Origin of the sequence: Comamonas sp. C11, from assembly GCF_024496285.1 — a bacterium.
GTDB classification, from domain to species: domain Bacteria; phylum Pseudomonadota; class Gammaproteobacteria; order Burkholderiales; family Burkholderiaceae_C; genus Comamonas; species Comamonas testosteroni_F.
This window is the reverse complement of the sequence record NZ_CP101743.1, coordinates 810,030-828,893: the sequence shown is the minus strand read 5'-3', so window position 1 is coordinate 828,893 and position 18,864 is coordinate 810,030. Positions and strand designations below refer to the sequence as shown.

The following is an 18,864-nucleotide window of genomic DNA, read 5'->3' as shown; positions in this document are numbered from 1 at the left end:
TGTTTAGTGAAACTATCCTTGTGGGTTGCTAGGAGCCTATATGCCCCGGCCCTTTTAAGCCGTATATCGATACAGGCACAAGCTGGCGTGAAACCACTGTCGCCAGCACGCAGGCAGGCAGCAGCAAAGGGAGCAGCGTGTACTGCCCCGTCATCTCGAAAATCATTAAGGCCGACATGACGGGAGCGTGCGTAGTGGCTGCAAGCAAGACAGCCATACCGACCACGGCATATACAGGCTCCGGTGCCGTGCTCAGACCCAGTCCTGACAGTGTGGCTGCAGCAAGAGCACCAACTGCGGCCCCCGTAAAGAGCGTCGGAGTAAATACACCGCCAGGCGCTCCAGATCCAGCGGATGCTCCAATTGCTATGAGTTTGAGTAGCAACACAAGTGTAATAACTGCACCCTCGCCCGGAGCTGTGAGTTGCTGCTGAATACTACTGTAGCCATTGCCCCAGACCTCAGGACGCCAAAGTGACAAGATCCCGACCACTAGGCCACCGATTGCAAATGCCAGTGGCTGAAGAAGGTTTGAGCGCTCAAACACACTGCGTGCGGCACGCAACCAGCACGTCAAGCCGGCACCGCACATGCCTCCGAGCAGGCTGAGAGTCAATATCAGCATTACTTGTGCGATGTTGGGCATTGCAATCAATGGCACGGGAAATAGCACAGCACTCTCGCCCAAGACTATCGAGATGCCGAAAGCCACTGCAGCAGCCACTACGACAGGACCAAGTTGCGCAAGTGCCAAGGAGCCCAACAGGATTTCAGCTACAAATACCGCACTGGCTAAAGGTGCGTGGTAAGCGGCAGCAAGTCCTGCAGCGGCTCCACAGCTCACGACCAATCGCAAGTCAGATGCATGACCCAACAGGCGTCCAAGTATCGATGCGAGCATCGCGGCTAACAATACCATTGCACCTTCTCGGCCTACAGCACCACCGGTGCTGACAACCAGCATCGACGCTGCTACTTTGAGAAAGCCTCGCCGAATGTCAAGGTGCCCGTTGCCAATAGCCACCGCTTCAATATAGTCACCGCTTTTGGTCTTTGAGATCGGTGCGGGTGGGCGACCACGTTCAGCTATCCATAACAACAGGCCAGCCGCCAGTGCTCCAGTGGCGGGAGCTATTGCACGTGTCACCAGAGGTAACGAGCGGGCTGCTTCCACAAGATGGCCTCCGTGCGCACCAACAAGGAGTGTTTCAAGCGTGAACAGCGCAAGCTTGAAACCGCTCACGGCAAGTGCGGAAGCTGTGCCTACAACCGCAGCCACAAACAGGTCATGCCATGGCGGTTCAAGCATTGCGAACCCAGCATGCAATATGCGCAGTGCCTTACGCCAATGAGGATCCATCATGCTGTTTCCATCAGTGAATTTTCAGTTCACGACGCGTGGTGCAATAAGACAGACTAGACATGTGTCAGACCCGTTGTCTTATGGTGTTCAGATGCTCAATCGAAAGAGAAGCAAATGGATCATGGCAGGGATAAGTGCCAGCAGATTTTGCCGCTACTTCGGTCCCCAATCAGTTAGCGGAGGCGCTCAAGGATGCAGGCGGGTTTCTATTCAGCGCAAACAATCAGGCCGCTATCGCTTGTACCTGTGCAGTCGGATGTAACGGGACAAAATACCAAAATACAGGAGCCTTTGGCAGCATCACGTTTGTAGGATGATGCATTACCTTAACGAATAGTCAGAAAAGCGCTGCATTCCCATGAGTCCACGAAAGAGCATTTAACGCTATCTCGAAAACAGAGAGCAAAGCCTGGATGTAGGCTGCAACATCGTTAATGTCATCGCGTGCACAACAAAGACCGACAACCGCCAAACCCTGACTTCAGGGCATCCTACGTTAAAGCTGGGCGGTGCACCAGCACGGGGATGTGACTGTGGCTCAGCACCTTCTGGGTTTCGCTGCCCAGTAGCAAGCTGCCGATGCCCTTACGCCCATGAGAGGCCATGCAGATTAGGTCACAGTTGTTGCTCTGGGCCTGCTTGATGATTGCTTCGTAGGTGGAGATGTCGGTCACCATGACAGTCTTGCAAGGTACGCTCTCCTTTTGGGCAAGTTGCTTAATGAACTCCAATGAGGAGTTTGCTGCTATCTGGGCACTTTGCTCAAGTTCCCCATAGACGTTCATGCTCAACATTCCTTCAGTTGCATAAATCACGGCGTAGTCCGGTATCACATACAGACCAGTTACCTGTGCACCCTGTTCCTTGGCCAACTGGATGCCTGCGTAGGCGGCCGCCTCAGAGAGTTCTGAGCCATCCGTCGGAATAAGCAGATGTTTGAACATATCCAGCGTCCTTGTGCCCTTGGTTCAGGTACTTGATTCACTCTATGCCAAGACCCGTTCCAGAGCAAGGAAAGGAGGCATAGGGCACGCTGGATGCCCATGGGCGTTGTTGAACAAATCGCTATGTTGCGGGCGCTCGGTCCGGTAGCATTTGACTCAGTCGAATGATGGCTGCTCGGGCTGCACGACAGGCAGGCCCGCCTTTAACCAAGCTTCGATCCCCCCGGCGATGGATTTCACGTTAAGGTAACCCATGGACTGCATCGAACGGGCCGCGAGCGCGGCTCTCCCGCTTGTCCTGCAGTAAAGCACCACAGCTAGGTCCCGCCGCTCAAAAGCCGAGTTGCCGGTTAGACGGAATTCGAGCACGCCCCGTGGTATGCAAACAGCCCCCTCTAAGTGCCCGGATACATACTCGTCGACCTCGCGCACGTCGATCAAGATATCGGCGGCTCGAATGGCGTCTTGCGCTTGGTCGAGCGGTACTTCAGTGACATATGCTTTGGCCTCGGCAACGATTTCGTGTGCGGTTTTCATGGTGAAACCTCTTTGTGTAGCAAGAAATATGAGTGGCCTTGGATACTGAACTGTCAGAGCGCATTGAGCGGAATGCGCAGATAGGACACACCGTTTTCGTCTTTTGGAGGCAAATCGCCCGCTCGGATGTTGACCTGTACCGAGGGAAGGATCAGCACCGGCATCTCCAGCGTCGCGTCGCGGCGCTCGCGCATTGAGACAAACTCGTCTTCACACACGCCATCGTGCACGTGAATGTTACCTGAGCGTTGTTCCGCGACAGTGGTCTGCCAGGCGGGCTCGCGACCGGCTGGCGGGTAGTCATGGCACATGAACAGGCGCGTGGCTGGCGGTAGGGTCAGCAGTCTGCGAATGGAGCGATAAAGCGTATGCGCATTGCCACCGGGGAAGTCACAGCGCGCGGTACCCACATCGGGCATGAATAGCGTGTCGCCCACGAACACGGCGTCGCCGATCTGGTAGGCCATACAGGCTGGTGTGTGTCCCGGCACCGCCAGAGCGCTCGCCTGTAGGTTGCCAATATTAAACGCCTCGCTATCGTTGAACAGGTGGTCGAACTGCCGCCCGTCGGCGTGAAAACCCTCCTCTAGGTGGAAGATGCCGCTGAACACCTTTTGCACTTGGGTGATTTGCGCGCCAATGGCAATCTGACCTCCCAGCAATTCACGCAGATAGTGCGCAGCAGTGAGGTGATCCGCATGAGCATGGGTTTCCAGGATCCACTGCACGGTAAGTTGCTGCGCTCGCACGAAGTCGACCACCTTGTCAGCCGAGGCAGTACGGGTACGGCCAGCTTTGGGGTCATAGTCGAGAACCGGGTCCACGATGGCGCAGTGCCCGCCAGGGTGGTCGAAGACCACATAGGTGACCGTCCAGGTGGTGGGATCGAAAAAGGCCTGAACCTGCGGTTGCGATGGATCTTGCTGTTTCATGTGTGCTCCTGCCTACTTCATCAATTAATAAAAATACATTCTATTTATTGATATAATATTTGCAAGCATAATGTTAGCCAGCCAACCACTCAGTCATCAATAGAGAACTTATGCATGCCGAAGCCACGATCAACCTAGATCTAGAGAGATTGCGCCGATCAGCCGACAACGCGTGTCGGCTGATGAAGGCGCTGTCTAATCCAGACAGACTGTTGCTACTGTGCCAACTGACCGAGGGAGAAAAGCGCGTAGGCGAGTTGGAACATCTGGTAGGCATCACCCAGCCGACGCTGTCACAGCAGTTAGGTGTGCTAAGGGACGAAGGTTTGGTGTCCACCCGCCGCGACGGCAAGCACATCCACTATCGAATATCCAGCCCCCAAGCACTGGCGGTCATGCAGACCCTTTTTGAACAATTTTGTGTACCCGAGGAGGTTTCCCATGCAGATTGACTGGAACCATTTCACGCCCTGGACCGCTTTACTGGGGGGGATCCTGCTGGGCCTAGCAGCGGCAGCCTTTATATTGCTCCACGGCCGCATCCTGGGGGTCAGCGGCATCGTTGGTGGATTGATCCGCCCTCATAGTAAGGACATCGCTTGGCGCATTGCATTTGTGCTGGGCGTACTGGCAGCACCTTTGCTATATCGGCTGACGGTGGGGTTGCACGAGGTAAGAATAGACGCGAGTTGGAGCATGCTGGTATTAGCCGGTTTGCTGGTGGGTGTAGGCACGCGCTATGGCTCGGGCTGCACCAGCGGTCACGGTGTGTGCGGGCTATCGCGCCTGTCACCGCGCTCGCTTGCTGCCACGCTAGCCTTCATGGGCGCGGGCTTTGTCACTGTGTACGCCATTCGCCATGTGCTGGCGTAATTGCTGTCTTATATTTTAAGGAGCCGACACATGCGCAACCGCATATCTGAATTCGCCATCGGCCTAGTCTTTGGCCTTGGCCTCATTATTTCTGGCATGACTGATCCGGGGAAGGTGCTGGGCTTTCTGGACCTGGCTGGCTCGTGGGATCCATCCCTTGCACTAGTAATGGGCGGCGCTGTGCTGGTGGGTCTGTTCGCTTTCACCCTGGCCCGCAAGCGCAGCACCAGCATACTGGGTGGTCCTATGCAGCTACCTACCTCACGCCAGATCGATCGGCGTTTGGTACTGGGAAGCCTAACGTTTGGCGTGGGCTGGGGCATCGCGGGCTTTTGCCCTGGGCCGGCCATCGTGTCGTTTGGCGCGGGCGAGCCCAAGGCTGTTGTGTTCGTGCTGGCCATGCTGACGGGCATGGGCGCTTTCGAATTGCTGGAGATGCGCAAGACTGCGCGCAGCGCACCCCATGTGGCCTGAACGAAGGACAAGGCCATGAATATCAGCCCCTGGCTTACTGTCATTGTCACCCTGGGTATTGTTGCGGCATATGAGGGCCGGCTGGCCATGGCACAGCGGCGCACCCCGCAGCGATTGGCACGCTCGGTCCATGCATCGCTTCGCGAAGACTGGTTTGCTGCCATTTCGGCACAGCCCGGGTCCGAGATCCTGGCAGTTCAGACGCTACGCAACTCGCTGATGTCGGCCACTATGGCGGCCTCCACCGCGGTGTTGGGCCTCATGGGCGCGCTATCTCTCACCGCACCCACGCTGCACGCCAATCTGGGCGATGCCGTCTGGCCGCATTTCACGCCCAGACTGGCCATGGAACTGGTGCTGTTGTGCCTATTGTTCGCCTCGCTCGTGTCCTCTGTGATGGCCGTGCGCTACTACAACCACGCTGGCTTTATTGGCGGCATGCCCGTGGGGAGCACCCAGCGCCTGCAATGGGCAGCCACGGGCACCGCATATGTGCGCAAGGCCGGCCTGCTCTACAGTTGGGGACTTCGGCAACTGATACTGCTGGTACCTGTGGTTGCCTTTGTGCTGCACCCACTGGCCGGCGTTGCGGGGGCTCTAGTCGTGGTGGTAGCACTCATTCAGTTTGATCGATACAGAATCGAAAACGACTAGCCCAGTCCGGCGGAGGCATCTGACAATCGCAATGGCTGCGCAAGTCGATCTCATGTCACACATCGACACGCTGGAAAGCGACAGTCGTCTGAGTCTGTACTTGCATGAGATATGGGATTTAGATGATTAATGCAGCCTGGATCTACCTTCGACGTTTTCTGCCCTGCGATCTGAATCACACCAATTCGACGCAACGTGATGAATGACGGATATCAACACGTTCCTCGCCGAAAGATAAGGAATCAACAATGACCCGTTCAGACTCATATCCTCGCTCGCTGGTGCTGTTGCACTGGCTGGTTTTCGTCGCAGCAGCGCTCGCAGTCGCTGCCATCGAGCTCAAGGGCTTTTTCCCAAAGGGGTCGGCTGATCGTGCACAGATGACTCTATGGCATGAAAGCTTTGGCCTCGCCGTACTGATGCTCATGACAATCCGCCTTGTGGTGCGCGCCAGCGTCCAAGTGCCGCCGCTGCCCCCAGGTCCTCGTTGGATGGAGATTTCTGCTCACGCTATGCACTGGTTGCTGTACCTGTTGATGCTGGGCATGCCAGTGCTGGGAATATTGGCCCTGGCTTGGTCGGGCAAGCCCATTGCTTTTTTTGGTGCATCTTGGACATTGCCGTTGATGGCAGATGCACCTCTGGGCCGCAGCATTAAGGATATTCACGAGGCAGGAGCCAACTTGGTATTTGCGGCCGTAGGCCTGCATGCCGTAGCTGCCCTTTGGCATCAGTTCATAGTTAAGGATGGCCTTTTGATGCGTATGCGTTGAGCTATGGCCATTTAAATAGCTGATAGAGCCGATCCCTTTCAGCCCAGCCACATTAGTGCAAGGCTAGTTCCTGCAACCATTGTGGCTAGGTGTCAGGTCACGGATGATTGCGCACGTTTATTACAAATCACTACGGCACTTTTATCTTCCAGGTTTTGAGCGCTTGCACTGGGGCAACATGTCCCAGTGCCTTTTGCTGCAAGAAGTGGTTGTACAGCCCAGTGCTGCGTCTTCTCCAGGTCCTCAGCACTGTTGAGCAGCAACTGGCTGAGTCGTCCATTGAAGTGTGCGGCCATGCCGTTGGTTTGTGGCGTCTTGCGCTTCATCAACCAGTGTTCGATACCCAGGCTTTGGTACAGCTGATCGAACTCGTGCTATCCAGTGGACTTGCGGCTGCGACTGCCAGACAGACGATCTGTGAACTCTTTACTGTTGTCCGTCAGGATGATCTGAATCTTGAACGGTGCTGCCTTGCGCACTACGGCCAGGAAGGCTCTAGCGGATGCTGTAGTTTTGTGTTGCTTGATGGCAATGAATAACCAGCGAGTGGCCCTGTCTAAAGAAGTTCGGAACAGACTCAGGGCCATAGCCATACGCAAAGGGATCATTTGTTGCACAAAGGCTCGCTAAGCTGACACATTGAAAATCGCTCCTGCACCAGCAGTAAGACCCATTGCGAGCGCTCCCCAGAAAGTCACGCGACAGACACTTTTCATAACTGGTGCGCCACCAACTTTTGCCGCAACAGCTCCGAGAGAAGCAAGAGAAGCAAGAGCAGTCAAAATTGTCCAGGCTAGTAAGTCTGCCTGTGGAGCTATCAATACAACGGCAAGTGGCAATGCTGCCCCTCCTGCAAAGCTCCCAGCGGAAGCGAGTGCAGCTTGTAAAGGTTTTGCGCTCAGTGCATCGGAGATGCCTAGTTCGTCTCTCGCATGAGCGCCTAACGCATCATGCTTCATGAGCTCCGTAGCGACTTGGTTGGCAAGCTTGTAGTCGAGTCCTCGCCTGACGTAGATAGCTGTCAATTCACGCTGCTCTGCCTCGTGGTCTGAGGCAAGTTCTTTTCGCTCACGTTCAAGATCGGCTTTCTCTGTGTCCGCCTGAGTAGAAACAGAGACAAATTCACCAGCCGCCATAGACATCGCTCCAGCGACCAGTCCAGCAACTGCCGTTGTGATGATGCTTCCATGACTTGCATTGGCTGCAGCCACACCAGCGATGAGGCTAGCGGTTGAAATAATGCCGTCGTTCGCACCAAGGACCGCTGCCCGAAGCCAGCCAATGTGTTCTGTGCGGTGGCGCTCTGGATGGGCCAAGTATCGGGATGGTTTCATCGGTTGTTGTTGCTTGCTGAACTTTTTTGCTAATTCAAAGGGCAGCGCGCACGCGCTTGAGTGCATGGCCTATAGTGAAGTATCGATCCATTGCACCGATCGGTTGAATACGCCGGCTGCTGCGGGCCTTTAAATTCAGCATTGGTCCCTGTCTGGTGTCCAAAGCCAAACGGCGCGAGAGCCCAGCTCAAGCATCGGTTTAGAGCCGGAGAGTGAAGGTGTCATTTGATTGGCTGCCTTGAGCTCGCCAACAACCCATACTCGGTGCTTGGCGGTGCACAAAACATGGTTTGCATCCTGTTTGTCCAGAAGTACATGGCGAGCAGTATCTGGTGAGAAATCAGCGGCATCCAGCAACTCTTTTCTCCAGTTGTCGGACTTTGAGGCTTTGGCTGCTTGCCAAGCATCGACGACCCAAGGGGCCTTGTCGGTGTGCAGGTAGAATGGCACACCGTAGTAAAGCTGTCCGAGCATCATGACCCGATCGCCAGGCTGCACTGGCAGCGCGGCCAGTCGATCCCAACGAGCTTTCTGAGGAACACCTTTGATGCCGAAACCGACGGCCAGTGTCGCGCAAAGAATTGCGGCAACACCTATTACCAAAGGCAGCTTGGACTTCGGCCGCACAATCTTTGCCCCACTGCCTATGAGAGACACATGCCCGATTCGAGCAATAAGGTAGGCAAGAGGCGCAAGGGCCGGCAGTACATAACCCACGATCTTGCTGCTGGGGAATGAGAAGAAAGCCACTACAGCGATTAACCAGACGCACATATAGCGGTCCAGACTTGTTTGTCCATCAGGAGGCGCAGACTGTGGCTTAGCCACCGGCCGTGTTTGCCACCACCTAAAGAGCATGTAGATGCCGAACAATGTCCACGGTAAACAGGCAAGTGCGATCACTCCCAGATAGAACCACCAGGGTTGCGGATTGTTGAAGCCCGTCTCTGTGTACCTCTGGAAATGTTGCGTGATAAAGAAATAATGAAAGAACTGCGGATGCTGCTTTTGCGCAAACCATGCCCATGGTCCCGCTATAGCAAGTACTGCGAGCCACACTGGTGGATACAGGGGAAGCGCTAGCTGTTTCCAGCGACGCTCCCAAAGCATCCAAATGAACCACACCAAGCCTGGCAAGACTAGGCCAATGAGCCCTTTGGCGAGAAAGCCGAGACCAGCAAAAACGCCCGCCGCCGTGATCCATGCCTGCCAGTGTTTGCCAAGCCGGGACTCCATGGTGGCAATGAATGCGCATGCTGTGCAAGCACACACGCAACCAGCCAGCAGCATGTCCATGTTGGCATACTGAGAGGCCAAATAGGCAAACGGCATCGTGAGGAAGATGATGGCAGCACTCAAGGCTGTCGAGGCGTTTGTGTAGCGCCGGGCCAGAACCAGCAGAGTCATCGATGCCATCCATGCACCCAGCATCGACGGAAGGCGTGCCACCCAGGCATGTACCCCGAACAACTCATAGCCTCCGGCTGCGAGCCAGTAGTACAGAGGTGGTTTGTGAAAGAAGGGGAGTCCGTTGAGGTGAGGGGTCACCCAGTTTCCAGTGCGTAGCATGTCTAACGCCACCACGGCATAGCGACCTTCATCCGGGTCGCTCAATGGGCGAATCCATGCAAAAACCAAGAGCCACAGCGCCATTGCCGCGCCGTAAGCCAGAGTGTCGTTGAACTTGCTGCGTGAGACCTGCACGCCCAGAGTGATGGCGGACCTCATGAGCTAAATCAGACGACCACGTGAATCAATGGAAGCGGCTGCGCTCTCTCCAAAGGCTCCAGCCTCAAATCTTTGCATTTCTACCAGCGACATCATCGACTCCTTTGGCTAAACGGGCCGTGATGTGCTTGTACAGAACATGCTCACCAGCCGTTATTGCTGGCGGGAATCTAGGCTTTGCAACTTATCAATTTCTTAAGGAATCTGAACCAATCTGTTACATGAGATAACATTTAATAAATGTCATCACAATGAGGCTGCAATGCTTCGAATCCTCGTGTATTCGTTGATCCCATTGGTCGCGTGGAAGACTTGCAACGCCTATTACCCATTGCAGCTAAGGGTGACCGCCAGTCTTTTTGATGCCGATCAGCGCGCTCGAGTTATTGAAGTGTTGACTAACGCCAATAAGAAGAAAATTAGCTCACCTTGTGAAGCAGAAGTGCATTGCCAGAAGACTAGGCCCGGCGCAGAAAAATCTCCTACTCATTGAATTTGCAAACCAGAAGTCAGCGTGAGGAAGATGAAATTGCCTCCCGATTGGGATGGATTAGTGATCCTTCCATTGACTTCTATGGAGCTAGATCGCAATGCAGCTGGGAGCGGCAACAACCGTTGCTCTACAACGCTTCCTCCAGAACAGGAAGTCAGTAACGGGTCCTTAGGAACCGTAATTTTCGATGCAAATCCGGTGGCCACTTCTTCGCTTCTTGAAGGGTCGCATTGGATCGATTGCTCGAGCGCATCGAGCCACAGAAGGAGCGCTTGTTTGAGTGATTCCAAGAGGTCTCCAGGCTGGATCGCCCCCTAAGTGACGATCCAACCATGCTGCCGAGATGTCAGTCTCGCTTGTCGTGATCGACATCGTGATCCGCCTTGTCCTCGGCAGACGAAATGAGCGTGCCCTTGTCGGCATCAACCAGGACATCGAAGACCTTTACCCCACTGACGACCTCCACGTCATAGACCCAGCCATGCTTCGAGTTTTCGTACTCGGCACGCGACGCCTTGCCGTTTGCATGCTGCTCGGCAACGGTGACGGCTTGGATGAGCGGAATCTTTGCCTTATTGATCGCCAAGGCGTCATTTTCCATCCCACCATTGGCTGCATAGGCCACAGCCCCCGTCGCTGCAATAACGCCGGCCAGCAGGGAAAGTTTGGTGTAGCGGTACATGATGTTTCTCCAAAAGAGTGCAGGGATTTGCACGGTGGAGAAAGTAACCACGCAGACTTAGCTTGTACTTAGCTATGCAGTCGTCTATGTCTACGTCTGGCAAAGGGTCACGGTAGTGGCCTTGTTGGGTATTCCCATCGCCTGGGTACGTATCGTTAATTTCCCACTCGACATGGTCGTGGCTGCAACGGGTGCAGCAATCTCCTACGGACTGACGTCGCGCGAATTGCGGTGATATCTGGAGCCCAGTTATCAAACTGCCTCCTGCATCTATCACCGAATCTTTGGCATTCTGATTGAGCATGGATGGGGTCACGAGTGAGGCTAAGGATTAGCTAAGTTTGCCCAGCCAGAGTGATGTCATTGATTCACATCGGCAGGAGAAAACCATGAACAAATTGCCCACCAGCAACCCCACAGGCTGGCTCAACAAAGTCCCAGAAGTCGCACTCTCGTTTTGGATCATCAAGATCATGTCCACAACAGTCGGGGAAACTGGGGCCGACTTCTTGGCAGTTAACGCGGGCTTAGGCCAGGGTGTGACCCGCACTGTAATGGCCACTCTGCTGGCGACAGCCCTGTTTTTCCAGCTGCGAACCCGTCGCTACACCCCTTGGATTTACTGGCTAACGGTGGTACTGGTCAGCGTGGTCGGCACCCAAATCACGGATTTACTGACCGATGGTCTGGGCGTCAGCTTATACATCAGCACTTCTGTGTTCGCTGTAGCCCTAGCTACAATTTTTTTCGTCTGGTATCGGGTCGAACGTACTCTGTCCATCCATGACATCGTGACGCGCAGCCGAGAATTGTTCTATTGGGCGGCCATCTTGTGCACGTTCGCCCTTGGCACTGCAGCTGGAGATCTTGCGACTGAGGCATTGGGTCTAGGCTTCACTTGGGGTGCGCTCGCCTTTGGTGCGCTGATCGGTCTCACCTATGCAGGCTGGCGCATGGGTGGCAACGCCGTGCTGACCTTCTGGATCGGCTACATCCTGACTCGCCCCTTCGGCGCCGCACTCGGCGACTTACTGACACAGGCAAAAACCTATGGAGGCCTTGGCATGGGCGCCATGTGGACCAGTGCCTTGTTCCTATCGGTGATTGTGATGCTGGTGGCAGCTGCACAAATCGGCATGAACGGAAACCGCTCTGCTCAAACTGCCAAGTAACCATCTTTATACGCTCAAGGAAAAATTATGTTCAAACAGCACTCATTCGTTCGTCCTGTGGCTGCCGTGTCGGCAGCACTGCTTCTGGCCATGGCGGCGGGTTGCTCGAAGCCCGCCGATCAGAACAGCGCAAACAGAGCGTCTGCCACAACGGCGCCGGCTACCACGCCAATGCAAGGCAAAGCCGCTTCCAAACTAGGCGACCTATCGGCGTTTCACAGCATCGCCACTGATGTTGCCCGAATAGTGGACAAAGGTGACTTACCCGCGGCCAAGGCTCGCATCAAGGATCTGGAGGTCACATGGGACTCGGCCGAAGCGGGACTGAAACCGCGAGCCGCCGATGACTGGCATGTGCTTGACAAGGCCATCGACAAGTCGCTTGCGGCGCTGCGCGCCGAAAAGCAGAGCGAGACCGATATCAAGTCTGCGATGGCTGCCCTGCTGAAAACCTTCGACACGCTCGATGGAAAGTGAGAGTGCCTTATGAAAACATCTACTGAACACGCCCTGGCTAAGGTGCCAGAAGTCACGCTGGGCTTCTGGCTAATCAAAATTGCCGCCACGACGCTCGGCGAGACCGGAGGCGATGCTGTCTCGATGTCCATGAACCTGGGCTACCTTGTGAGCACGGGGATCTTCGCGGTGATATTCCTGGCCGCTGTTGTCGCACAGGTCAAGGCCAAAGGCTTTCATCCCTTCCTGTACTGGACCACCATCATAGCCACCACGACAGTTGGCACGACACTGGCAGATTTTGCGGATCGTTCTCTCGGGATCGGTTACGCTGGTGGCTCGAGTGTGCTGCTGGCATTGCTGCTCGGCTCGCTGTTCGTCTGGTATCGCTGCCTCGGCACCGTATCTGTGAACACGGTCAGCTCACCTAAGGCAGAAGCCTTCTATTGGCTGACGATCATGTTCTCCCAGACATTGGGTACGGCGCTAGGCGACTGGACCGCTGATACGGTGGGGTTGGGCTACACCGGTGCGGCCGTTGTGTTTGGCGGGCTGCTCGTTTTGGTCGTGGCGGCCTACTACTGGACGAATGTGTCTCGTACGTTGCTGTTTTGGACGGCGTTTATTCTGACGCGCCCGCTGGGTGCCGTGGTCGGGGACTATCTGGACAAGCCACTGAGCGCGGGCGGTCTGGCACTGAGCCGCTATTCGGCATCGGCAGCTCTGCTGGCTTTCATGCTGATCGCGATCCTGCTCTTTAGGCAGCGGGCAGCCAGAACTTCACATTGAACAACGATGGAACGGAGAGGGAATGCGAGTATTGCTGGTCGAAGACGATCCAATGATTGGTGATGCGATTCAGGGCGCCTTGAAGGACTCGTCCTATGCCGCCGATTGGGTGAAGGACGGGCAGACGGCTCTGACGACATTGGGCTGCCAGCACTATGATTTGGTGTTGCTCGACTTGGGACTGCCTGGTAAGGATGGACTGGAGGTGCTGGCGAGTCTCCGCGCCAAAGACAACCCGATCCCTCTGCTCATCATCACGGCGCGCGATGGCCTAGATGACCGTCTACGCGGTCTGGATGGCGGCGCCGACGACTACGTGTCTAAGCCATTTCAAATGGCGGAGCTGCTGGCTAGGATGCGTGCCGTCTTGCGGCGCAAGGGCGGCACGGCAGCGCCTGTCCTCAGCAATGGCGTGGTCTCGCTTAACCCAGCCACGAAGGAGGCCAGCGTCAATGGCGGCTCACCACAGCAATTATCCAACCGTGAGTTTTCGCTACTCCAAGCTCTGCTGGTGCGACCTGGTGCCATTCTCTCGCGTAGCGAGCTCGAGGATCGAATCTACGGCTGGGGGGAGGAAGTCGAAAGCAATGCCGTCGAGTTTCTGATCCATGCACTGAGGCGCAAGCTCGGCAGCGAGGTCATTAAAAATGTCAGGGGGGTCGGATGGATGGTTTCAAAAAGCGCTTGAACGAATCGGTTCAGCTCAAGCTGTCCCTAACCTTGTCGCTGACGATCATCGCAGTGGCCATCGTGGCAGGCATCTTCTCCTTCTTGTCGGCCTTTGACGAAGCACATGAGCTACAAGACGATGTTTTGCGACAGGTGGCACATCTCATGGATCGTCAGCGGCTGACGCCAGCCACACCGACTACTGATACCCGACTTAAGGATGTCGACGAAGAATCTCGCGTCATCGTCCAGCGCTTGGACGATGCCAATCCCAATTTATCTGCGGCAGGCGTAGATGAAGGTGGAACGCTCCCACTACCAAAAAACATTGCGGATGGACTCCATACTCTCGAGGTTGGTGGCGAGACCTTTCGCGTGCTGGTCAAGACAACAGCTGTCGGAGAACGCATTGCCGTTGCCCAGGAATCAGGCTTCCGCAATGAAATCGCGCGCGATGGTGCGCTGCGCACGGTGATGCCTTTCTTGATTCTTATGCCGGTGCTACTGCTGATCGTCGCGGACCTAGTGCGCAAGATGTTCCTGCCGATTGCCGCTCTCTCCAGGGAAATCGACCTGCGCGCCGATCAGGAACTACATCCCGTTGAGGACCGAAACCTTCCAGTCGAGGTACGTCCGTTTGCCGTGGCGATCAATCGGCTGCTCGCTCGTGTTGGTCAGACGATGGAGTCTCAGCGCCGCTTTGTGGCAGATGCCGCTCACGAACTACGCTCGCCGCTCACTGCCATGTCACTGCAAGCGGAGCGGCTGGCGGACGCAGAAATGTCCGAGCTGGTACGTGAGCGGCTGACAGTACTGCGACAGGGAATCGAGCGTAGTCGCAGCCTGCTGGATCAACTTTTGACTTTGGCCAAAGCGCAGTCGGCTGGCGACTTGCCGAAGTCGCCGATATCCGTCCAGCGCATTTATCGTCGCGTACTGGAAGACCTCATGCCGCTGGCCGATGCGAAGCACATCGACATCGGTGTCGAAGGCAATCAAGACGCCGAAGTGTGGGCGAGCGAGTTGGACATGATCGCTTTGGTCAAGAATTTAGTCGACAACGCCATCCGCTACACCCCTGAGGGTGGGCGGGTCGATCTTTCAGTGGGCCTGTCGGGAGGAAAAGCCGAACTACGCATCCAGGACAGTGGGCCGGGCATTCCCTTCGCTGAGAGAGCTCGAGTTTTTGATCCGTTCTACCGGATTCTGGGTAGCGAGCAAATTGGATCTGGCCTTGGGCTTTCCATTGTCCAGACGATTGCGCATCGCGTCGGTGCAGAGATTAGCCTCGACTTCGCAGATGAAGTTCAGAAAACTGGCTTAATTGTTACTGTTATCGCTCCTATCAAGTATTGATAAGCTCCTTTGTATAGACAGACAGCCTCTATATATCTTTGACACCCTCCACTGCTTCCCCTTCAGGGGGCTAATTAAAGCGGCTCATGAACAAGTTATGTCGCACCTGAGAAGCTGCGTCGAGTGCACCTCGTGAGCCTGAAGGCGGTTTGAGAATAGTGCGTCATTGGGAGTAGGTGATCCTCAGCAAACCAAGTCGAACCTGCTCTACAACCGCCGGATCCGCCAGACCTTTTTCAGGGTGTGATCTGACAAGCTTGTCACGACACCATACGGGCCACTGCAAATAGTCATCGTCAATCGCAAGCCAATCGGATGGGCGGCGACGAAACACGTCTGCCCAGACCTGCATACCTCGGTAAGCTGATTCGAATTCGGCACGATTCATCTGACTGTGAAAGGTTGCCCCGATGACCCTCTTGCGTAGCTCAAGAGGCAGACGACGCGCGGCGCCATGGCAACCGTACTTCATGGCCCAGGAAGTAGACAGAACGATGCGGACTGTGGAATAAGGCTCCAAGAGCTCGACCAGCAGAGGAGCATGTTCGAATAGCCTGTCACTGGACGATGCGTCTAGGTAGGGCCCCTTTGATGCTGACCAGAGAACATTATGGTGATGCAAAACGCCGTCGAAATCGAGGTACAGCACCGGCCCGCAACTAGACAAGCCTGGAGACTCTGACCTACTGATACGCATGTTTGTCATGGCCGATCTTCTTCGGAAAAGTGCAGTTTTTTAATAGCAGGCGACTTCAAGCTCTCGATACTTCAAGGTCACAAGCTGACCTAAAGAGCTCTGGCTACTTAGACCTTTTGGAAATGAAACCCAGCGGTTGCAGGCATCAACTGAATACTCAATTCAGTTCTTTCAGTGGCTAGCCAACTGGAGCCATTCCCTTACTCTGCCTTGAACCAACGGGTCAGAAAGGCCTCTCCTAGAGTCACACAGAATCAGTGACTTTGAGCCTTCTGGGAAAAATTCGGCAACATCATCCAGCACAGCGAAATCATTTACTTGATGATGCGTCAGCCAATCACGTATAGCCTCATCCTTTCCCTTGTATCTGCTTAAGGAACCTGCAAACCACGTTGAAATTGGCGCCAACAAATCGATCAGTTCTGCATCCGAAAGGAACAAGCGCCAAGAGCTAGAGACGACAACCGCAACATCATCATGCTTTTGCAGAAGATCATGCAAAGTTGGCAGATGTTGAAACGTGTCTGGAAAGCTCTTTCTGATCTGATTCGCGGTGAGAGGAGGCCTGGCTCCTGCAATAGCTTCCGGCGGATGAAGTACTCCATCGAAGTCCAAGAACAGTGCTCTTGATTGATGAGGCTTAAGCATAGTGCTTGGGTACTTAGAGGTAGCAGCATGTGAGCTACCTGTCCTTCAGTGTGTCTAAGTTTGAAGTTGCCCACGTCAGTGAACTGACCACCATGTGTTGCTTTACTTGTTGGGTGACGTAGGAAAGCTACTTCGCAACTTGCTCATGATCCACGCATTTTCTTCCGGTGTGAGACCCCAAGACTTTTGCGTCAATGAAAGTGCTACTGCGTTTAGTAGTGCCTCCCAGGTGTGGCTAGGCTGCTTTGTCCTGTTGCAGTACGCAACAAGCTGTTCAACCAGATCAGCACATATCTCATACCGTTGATAGATTTCATCTTCGCTTGGCTGGTCTAAGTAGTAGCGACCGTCTATTTCTACAACGCTCAATTTCGGTTGAGTGCCAGAGAGTGCGCTGAAGCATGGCTGCCAGGGGAAATCTTTGGGTGCTACTTTCATTACAAAGATCCGTTGTGACTTCGAGAAGAATCGGTTGAGGCGGTAACGTGGACAGATCGAAACTGTGGCGAAACTACTCTGATGAGAGGATCTTTTCGAACCCATCGATGAGAGTTTCAAAGGCTGTGCCACTGTCAACGCGTTGGCGTCGAGACGAAATCTCTTGTTCAACGTATGAAAGGAACAGTTTCAGGCCCTTGTCGATGTGCCGCTCAGGAAGCATTTCTGGCGAAGTTGTCCGAGCACTGGCCAACGCAGGGTGTCTTCGAAATATGTGAAAGACAAGGGCCACGGGAGCGAGGGAAAAAGGACCTAACCTACCACCCAGCAATGCATCGGAACTGAAGTTCTCTAATTTCTGGATACAGGGAACTAACCTCTCAAGCTCATCAGTCGAGAAGTCTGCAAGGGGGTGCTCTAACCAATCCTTTGCACGCATTTTTTGCTGAACCTCAGCGTACGTAAGCCCGACCGAAATTTCTGCAGAGGTGGACATCTTTGCCTTTCCAAGGAACTTAAGTTTGCTATCTAGATGCCATTTTGCACCATAAATGGTGGTGCATAAGTGATTCATGCATTGGACATTTCCTCCCATGAAAAGTCCAAACGACATAGAAATACAGGGCGCTATTGCTATCGAAATTAAGCATCGACGCGGCAAATGCAAGATCAGTCAGGAAGAACTTGCGCATAGAGCGCAAGTTCACCGGACATTCGTGGCAAAAATTGAAACCGCCCAGACACAGCCATCACTTGTTGTGCTTTTTAGACTGGCAGCAGCTCTAGAGACTGATTTTTCAGAGCTAGTGATAGCTATAGAGAAAAGATATCGCTGCCGAGTGAACCAGTAGGCTGCAAAGCGGCTGCAGGGATTGATTGCCGAGATATGTGCTCTTTTGAGCCGCTAACGCTACCTCCCTTTGAGATCAGCCGGAAGCATTTATGCATCTGGCCCTCATGGCAAGACAACCCGTTGGCAAGGAACTGTGGCGACAGCTGTAGCCCTTGATCCCGGCCTTCACTCCTTCCGTCAAAGGTGGCGCATGTAGGCTCACCGGGAGCGATGAAGCAGCGCTCAATGGAATTCTGTTCGTGCTGCAAACAGGCATCCCATGGGAAGACTTGCCTCAGTCCTTGGGTTACGGCAGTGGTATGACGTGCTGGCGGCGCCTGCATGACTGGAATGCCAATGGCGTTTGGCAGCGTTTGCACCAAGCCATGCTGGTACGTCTGCGCGAGCATTACCAGATTGAGCCAGTAGCTAGCCACAAGATTGGATTGACACCAAGGTGTAAAGTTGTGGCTAGGCCCTCCATCACAGCCAACTGTCACGTACCTCTGAAATGGAAGTTCTGGCTAGCATCGCGCCAAACATAGTCCTTGACGAGGCCGAACGCATCTTCCAGGCCCAGGGCTTGGAGGCTTTCCAGCAGCATGAGCTGGAGAAAGCCGCCCAGCCGCTGCCCGAAGGCCCGTTCAAGCCCCTGCTGGCGGCCCTGCACCGGCTGCAGCAGGCCGATGTAGCCGGCATGCGCGTGCGCACGGCCCTGGTCACGGCGCGCAGCGCCCCGGCCCATGAGCGCGCACTCAATACGCTGATGGACTGGAAGATCGATGTCGATGAGGCCATGTTCCTCGGCGGACTGGCCAAGGGCGGTTTTCTGCGCGAGTTCGAGCCCGATTTCTTCTTCGACGACCAGACCGGCCATGTGCGCAATGCGGCCGGACATGTTCCCTCTGGCCATGTGCGCAGCGGCATTGCCCATGACAAGGCGGCTCTGCCTACGTAAAGCTTGGCAAAGTCCGGCAAGCGAATGCAAAACTTTGAAAGTGCGGCGGGCCGGAGCTTGAG

Annotated in this window: 23 protein-coding genes and 2 pseudogenes; 13 read left to right on the top strand and 12 right to left on the bottom strand. The window is 54.9% G+C overall.

Annotated features, from left to right (window positions below; genetic code table 11):
• Positions 1 to 28 precede the first annotated feature (28 nt).
• From NOX35_RS03740 to NOX35_RS03725, 4 genes are all read right to left on the bottom strand, one after another.
• Complete coding sequence (locus NOX35_RS03740; protein WP_256495780.1) at positions 29 to 1,363, bottom strand: chloride channel protein; 1,335 nt, start codon at positions 1,361 to 1,363, stop codon at positions 29 to 31.
• 491 nt (positions 1,364 to 1,854) lie between these two features.
• Entirely contained in the window at positions 1,855 to 2,307 is a 453-nt protein-coding gene (locus tag NOX35_RS03735) for a universal stress protein (RefSeq protein WP_256495779.1), read from the bottom strand.
• 156 nt (positions 2,308 to 2,463) lie between these two features.
• Positions 2,464 to 2,844: a rhodanese-like domain-containing protein gene (locus NOX35_RS03730; protein WP_256495777.1), complete on the bottom strand. Its 381-nt coding sequence runs from the start codon at positions 2,842 to 2,844 to the stop codon at positions 2,464 to 2,466.
• Positions 2,845 to 2,897: 53 nt separating this feature from the next.
• Positions 2,898 to 3,776: an MBL fold metallo-hydrolase gene (locus tag NOX35_RS03725; protein WP_256495776.1), complete on the bottom strand. Its 879-nt coding sequence runs from the start codon at positions 3,774 to 3,776 to the stop codon at positions 2,898 to 2,900.
• A 110-nt stretch (positions 3,777 to 3,886) separates the two neighbouring features.
• Between NOX35_RS03725 and NOX35_RS03720 the strand changes: the two genes are divergently transcribed.
• From NOX35_RS03720 to NOX35_RS03700, 5 genes are all read left to right on the top strand, one after another.
• Complete coding sequence (locus NOX35_RS03720) at positions 3,887 to 4,228, top strand: helix-turn-helix transcriptional regulator (protein ID WP_256495775.1); 342 nt, start codon at positions 3,887 to 3,889, stop codon at positions 4,226 to 4,228.
• Complete coding sequence (locus NOX35_RS03715) at positions 4,218 to 4,649, top strand: YeeE/YedE family protein (protein WP_256495774.1); 432 nt, start codon at positions 4,218 to 4,220, stop codon at positions 4,647 to 4,649. The genes NOX35_RS03720 and NOX35_RS03715 overlap by 11 nt, the downstream gene beginning before the upstream one ends.
• Before the next feature lie 30 nt (positions 4,650 to 4,679).
• Positions 4,680 to 5,123 (top strand): DUF6691 family protein, encoded by a 444-nt coding sequence (locus tag NOX35_RS03710; protein WP_256495773.1) that lies wholly within the window; start codon positions 4,680 to 4,682, stop codon positions 5,121 to 5,123.
• A gap of 15 nt (positions 5,124 to 5,138) precedes the next feature.
• Positions 5,139 to 5,777 carry a DUF599 domain-containing protein gene (locus NOX35_RS03705; protein ID WP_256495772.1) on the top strand — a complete coding sequence of 213 codons (639 nt, stop codon included), beginning with the start codon at positions 5,139 to 5,141 and terminating at the stop codon, positions 5,775 to 5,777.
• A gap of 248 nt (positions 5,778 to 6,025) precedes the next feature.
• Complete coding sequence (locus NOX35_RS03700; protein ID WP_256495771.1) at positions 6,026 to 6,550, top strand: cytochrome b; 525 nt, start codon at positions 6,026 to 6,028, stop codon at positions 6,548 to 6,550.
• A gap of 92 nt (positions 6,551 to 6,642) precedes the next feature.
• On the opposite strand, the gene NOX35_RS03695 is transcribed toward NOX35_RS03700, so the two are convergent.
• The 5 genes from NOX35_RS03695 to NOX35_RS03675 all read right to left on the bottom strand — a co-directional run bounded on the left by NOX35_RS03695 (position 6,643) and on the right by NOX35_RS03675 (position 10,787).
• Positions 6,643 to 6,876, bottom strand: coding sequence for a hypothetical protein (locus NOX35_RS03695; protein ID WP_256495770.1), 234 nt, complete (start codon positions 6,874 to 6,876; stop codon positions 6,643 to 6,645).
• 300 nt (positions 6,877 to 7,176) lie between these two features.
• A complete protein-coding gene (locus NOX35_RS03690) occupies positions 7,177 to 7,884 on the bottom strand; it encodes a VIT family protein (RefSeq protein ID WP_256496884.1) in 708 nt (235 codons plus the stop codon).
• 135 nt (positions 7,885 to 8,019) lie between these two features.
• Entirely contained in the window at positions 8,020 to 9,612 is a 1,593-nt protein-coding gene (locus NOX35_RS03685) for a glycosyltransferase family 39 protein (protein ID WP_256495769.1), read from the bottom strand.
• Between the two features lie 486 nt (positions 9,613 to 10,098).
• A complete protein-coding gene (locus tag NOX35_RS03680) occupies positions 10,099 to 10,395 on the bottom strand; it encodes a hypothetical protein (protein WP_256495768.1) in 297 nt (98 codons plus the stop codon).
• A gap of 56 nt (positions 10,396 to 10,451) precedes the next feature.
• Positions 10,452 to 10,787 (bottom strand): PepSY domain-containing protein, encoded by a 336-nt coding sequence (locus NOX35_RS03675; RefSeq protein WP_256495767.1) that lies wholly within the window; start codon positions 10,785 to 10,787, stop codon positions 10,452 to 10,454.
• A 389-nt stretch (positions 10,788 to 11,176) separates the two neighbouring features.
• Here NOX35_RS03675 and NOX35_RS03670 point away from each other — a divergent pair, with 389 nt between their 5' ends.
• The 5 genes from NOX35_RS03670 to NOX35_RS03650 are packed head-to-tail and all read left to right on the top strand — an operon-like array spanning position 11,177 to position 15,229.
• Positions 11,177 to 11,959: a hypothetical protein gene (locus NOX35_RS03670; RefSeq protein ID WP_256495765.1), complete on the top strand. Its 783-nt coding sequence runs from the start codon at positions 11,177 to 11,179 to the stop codon at positions 11,957 to 11,959.
• Positions 11,960 to 11,986: 27 nt separating this feature from the next.
• Positions 11,987 to 12,436 (top strand): hypothetical protein, encoded by a 450-nt coding sequence (locus tag NOX35_RS03665; RefSeq protein ID WP_256495764.1) that lies wholly within the window; start codon positions 11,987 to 11,989, stop codon positions 12,434 to 12,436.
• A gap of 9 nt (positions 12,437 to 12,445) precedes the next feature.
• On the top strand, positions 12,446 to 13,204 hold the full coding sequence (locus NOX35_RS03660; protein WP_256495762.1) for a hypothetical protein: 759 nt from the start codon (positions 12,446 to 12,448) through the stop codon (positions 13,202 to 13,204).
• 22 nt (positions 13,205 to 13,226) lie between these two features.
• Positions 13,227 to 13,892, top strand: coding sequence for a response regulator transcription factor (locus NOX35_RS03655; RefSeq protein ID WP_256495761.1), 666 nt, complete (start codon positions 13,227 to 13,229; stop codon positions 13,890 to 13,892).
• On the top strand, positions 13,868 to 15,229 hold the full coding sequence (locus NOX35_RS03650; protein WP_256495760.1) for an ATP-binding protein: 1,362 nt from the start codon (positions 13,868 to 13,870) through the stop codon (positions 15,227 to 15,229). Before NOX35_RS03655 ends, NOX35_RS03650 begins: the two co-directional genes overlap by 25 nt.
• A 163-nt stretch (positions 15,230 to 15,392) precedes the next feature.
• On the opposite strand, the gene NOX35_RS03645 is transcribed toward NOX35_RS03650, so the two are convergent.
• The 3 genes from NOX35_RS03645 to NOX35_RS03635 all read right to left on the bottom strand — a co-directional run bounded on the left by NOX35_RS03645 (position 15,393) and on the right by NOX35_RS03635 (position 17,586).
• Positions 15,393 to 15,926 (bottom strand): HAD domain-containing protein, encoded by a 534-nt coding sequence (locus NOX35_RS03645; RefSeq protein ID WP_256496883.1) that lies wholly within the window; start codon positions 15,924 to 15,926, stop codon positions 15,393 to 15,395.
• Positions 15,927 to 16,097: 171 nt separating this feature from the next.
• Positions 16,098 to 16,541, bottom strand: a complete 444-nt coding sequence (locus NOX35_RS03640; protein WP_256495759.1) for an HAD domain-containing protein — start codon at positions 16,539 to 16,541, stop codon at positions 16,098 to 16,100.
• Between the two features lie 544 nt (positions 16,542 to 17,085).
• Positions 17,086 to 17,586 carry a hypothetical protein gene (locus NOX35_RS03635; RefSeq protein WP_256495757.1) on the bottom strand — a complete coding sequence of 167 codons (501 nt, stop codon included), beginning with the start codon at positions 17,584 to 17,586 and terminating at the stop codon, positions 17,086 to 17,088.
• 19 nt (positions 17,587 to 17,605) lie between these two features.
• On the opposite strand from NOX35_RS03635, the gene NOX35_RS03630 reads away from it, so the two are divergent.
• From NOX35_RS03630 to NOX35_RS03620, 3 genes and pseudogenes are all read left to right on the top strand, one after another.
• Positions 17,606 to 17,863, top strand: coding sequence for a helix-turn-helix domain-containing protein (locus NOX35_RS03630; RefSeq protein ID WP_256495756.1), 258 nt, complete (start codon positions 17,606 to 17,608; stop codon positions 17,861 to 17,863).
• Positions 17,864 to 18,017: 154 nt separating this feature from the next.
• A pseudogene (locus NOX35_RS03625) lies at positions 18,018 to 18,266 on the top strand (transposase); the annotation flags it as partial.
• A gap of 128 nt (positions 18,267 to 18,394) precedes the next feature.
• Positions 18,395 to 18,802, top strand: a pseudogene (locus NOX35_RS03620) (5'-nucleotidase); the annotation flags it as partial.
• Positions 18,803 to 18,864 lie beyond the last annotated feature (62 nt).

Excerpts from the sequence above, each read along its gene's own strand:
- NOX35_RS03665 (WP_256495764.1), top strand. The coding sequence starts at position 11,987 with ATGTTCAAACAGCACTCATTCGTTCGTCCTGTGGCTGCCGTGTCGGCA.
- NOX35_RS03690 (WP_256496884.1), bottom strand. The coding sequence starts at position 7,884 with ATGAAACCATCCCGATACTTGGCCCATCCAGAGCGCCACCGCACAGAA.
- NOX35_RS03720 (WP_256495775.1), top strand. The coding sequence starts at position 3,887 with ATGCATGCCGAAGCCACGATCAACCTAGATCTAGAGAGATTGCGCCGA.
- NOX35_RS03650 (WP_256495760.1), top strand. The coding sequence starts at position 13,868 with ATGGATGGTTTCAAAAAGCGCTTGAACGAATCGGTTCAGCTCAAGCTG.
- NOX35_RS03725 (WP_256495776.1), bottom strand. The coding sequence starts at position 3,776 with ATGAAACAGCAAGATCCATCGCAACCGCAGGTTCAGGCCTTTTTCGAT.
- NOX35_RS03695 (WP_256495770.1), bottom strand. The coding sequence starts at position 6,876 with ATGAAGCGCAAGACGCCACAAACCAACGGCATGGCCGCACACTTCAAT.
- NOX35_RS03705 (WP_256495772.1), top strand. The coding sequence starts at position 5,139 with ATGAATATCAGCCCCTGGCTTACTGTCATTGTCACCCTGGGTATTGTT.
- NOX35_RS03740 (WP_256495780.1), bottom strand. The coding sequence starts at position 1,363 with ATGATGGATCCTCATTGGCGTAAGGCACTGCGCATATTGCATGCTGGG.
- NOX35_RS03715 (WP_256495774.1), top strand. The coding sequence starts at position 4,218 with ATGCAGATTGACTGGAACCATTTCACGCCCTGGACCGCTTTACTGGGG.
- NOX35_RS03700 (WP_256495771.1), top strand. The coding sequence starts at position 6,026 with ATGACCCGTTCAGACTCATATCCTCGCTCGCTGGTGCTGTTGCACTGG.
- NOX35_RS03655 (WP_256495761.1), top strand. The coding sequence starts at position 13,227 with ATGCGAGTATTGCTGGTCGAAGACGATCCAATGATTGGTGATGCGATT.
- NOX35_RS03675 (WP_256495767.1), bottom strand. The coding sequence starts at position 10,787 with ATGTACCGCTACACCAAACTTTCCCTGCTGGCCGGCGTTATTGCAGCG.
- NOX35_RS03730 (WP_256495777.1), bottom strand. The coding sequence starts at position 2,844 with ATGAAAACCGCACACGAAATCGTTGCCGAGGCCAAAGCATATGTCACT.
- NOX35_RS03635 (WP_256495757.1), bottom strand. The coding sequence starts at position 17,586 with ATGAATCACTTATGCACCACCATTTATGGTGCAAAATGGCATCTAGAT.
- NOX35_RS03685 (WP_256495769.1), bottom strand. The coding sequence starts at position 9,612 with ATGAGGTCCGCCATCACTCTGGGCGTGCAGGTCTCACGCAGCAAGTTC.
- NOX35_RS03660 (WP_256495762.1), top strand. The coding sequence starts at position 12,446 with ATGAAAACATCTACTGAACACGCCCTGGCTAAGGTGCCAGAAGTCACG.
- NOX35_RS03645 (WP_256496883.1), bottom strand. The coding sequence starts at position 15,926 with ATGCGTATCAGTAGGTCAGAGTCTCCAGGCTTGTCTAGTTGCGGGCCG.
- NOX35_RS03630 (WP_256495756.1), top strand. The coding sequence starts at position 17,606 with ATGAAAAGTCCAAACGACATAGAAATACAGGGCGCTATTGCTATCGAA.
- NOX35_RS03670 (WP_256495765.1), top strand. The coding sequence starts at position 11,177 with ATGAACAAATTGCCCACCAGCAACCCCACAGGCTGGCTCAACAAAGTC.
- NOX35_RS03735 (WP_256495779.1), bottom strand. The coding sequence starts at position 2,307 with ATGTTCAAACATCTGCTTATTCCGACGGATGGCTCAGAACTCTCTGAG.
- NOX35_RS03710 (WP_256495773.1), top strand. The coding sequence starts at position 4,680 with ATGCGCAACCGCATATCTGAATTCGCCATCGGCCTAGTCTTTGGCCTT.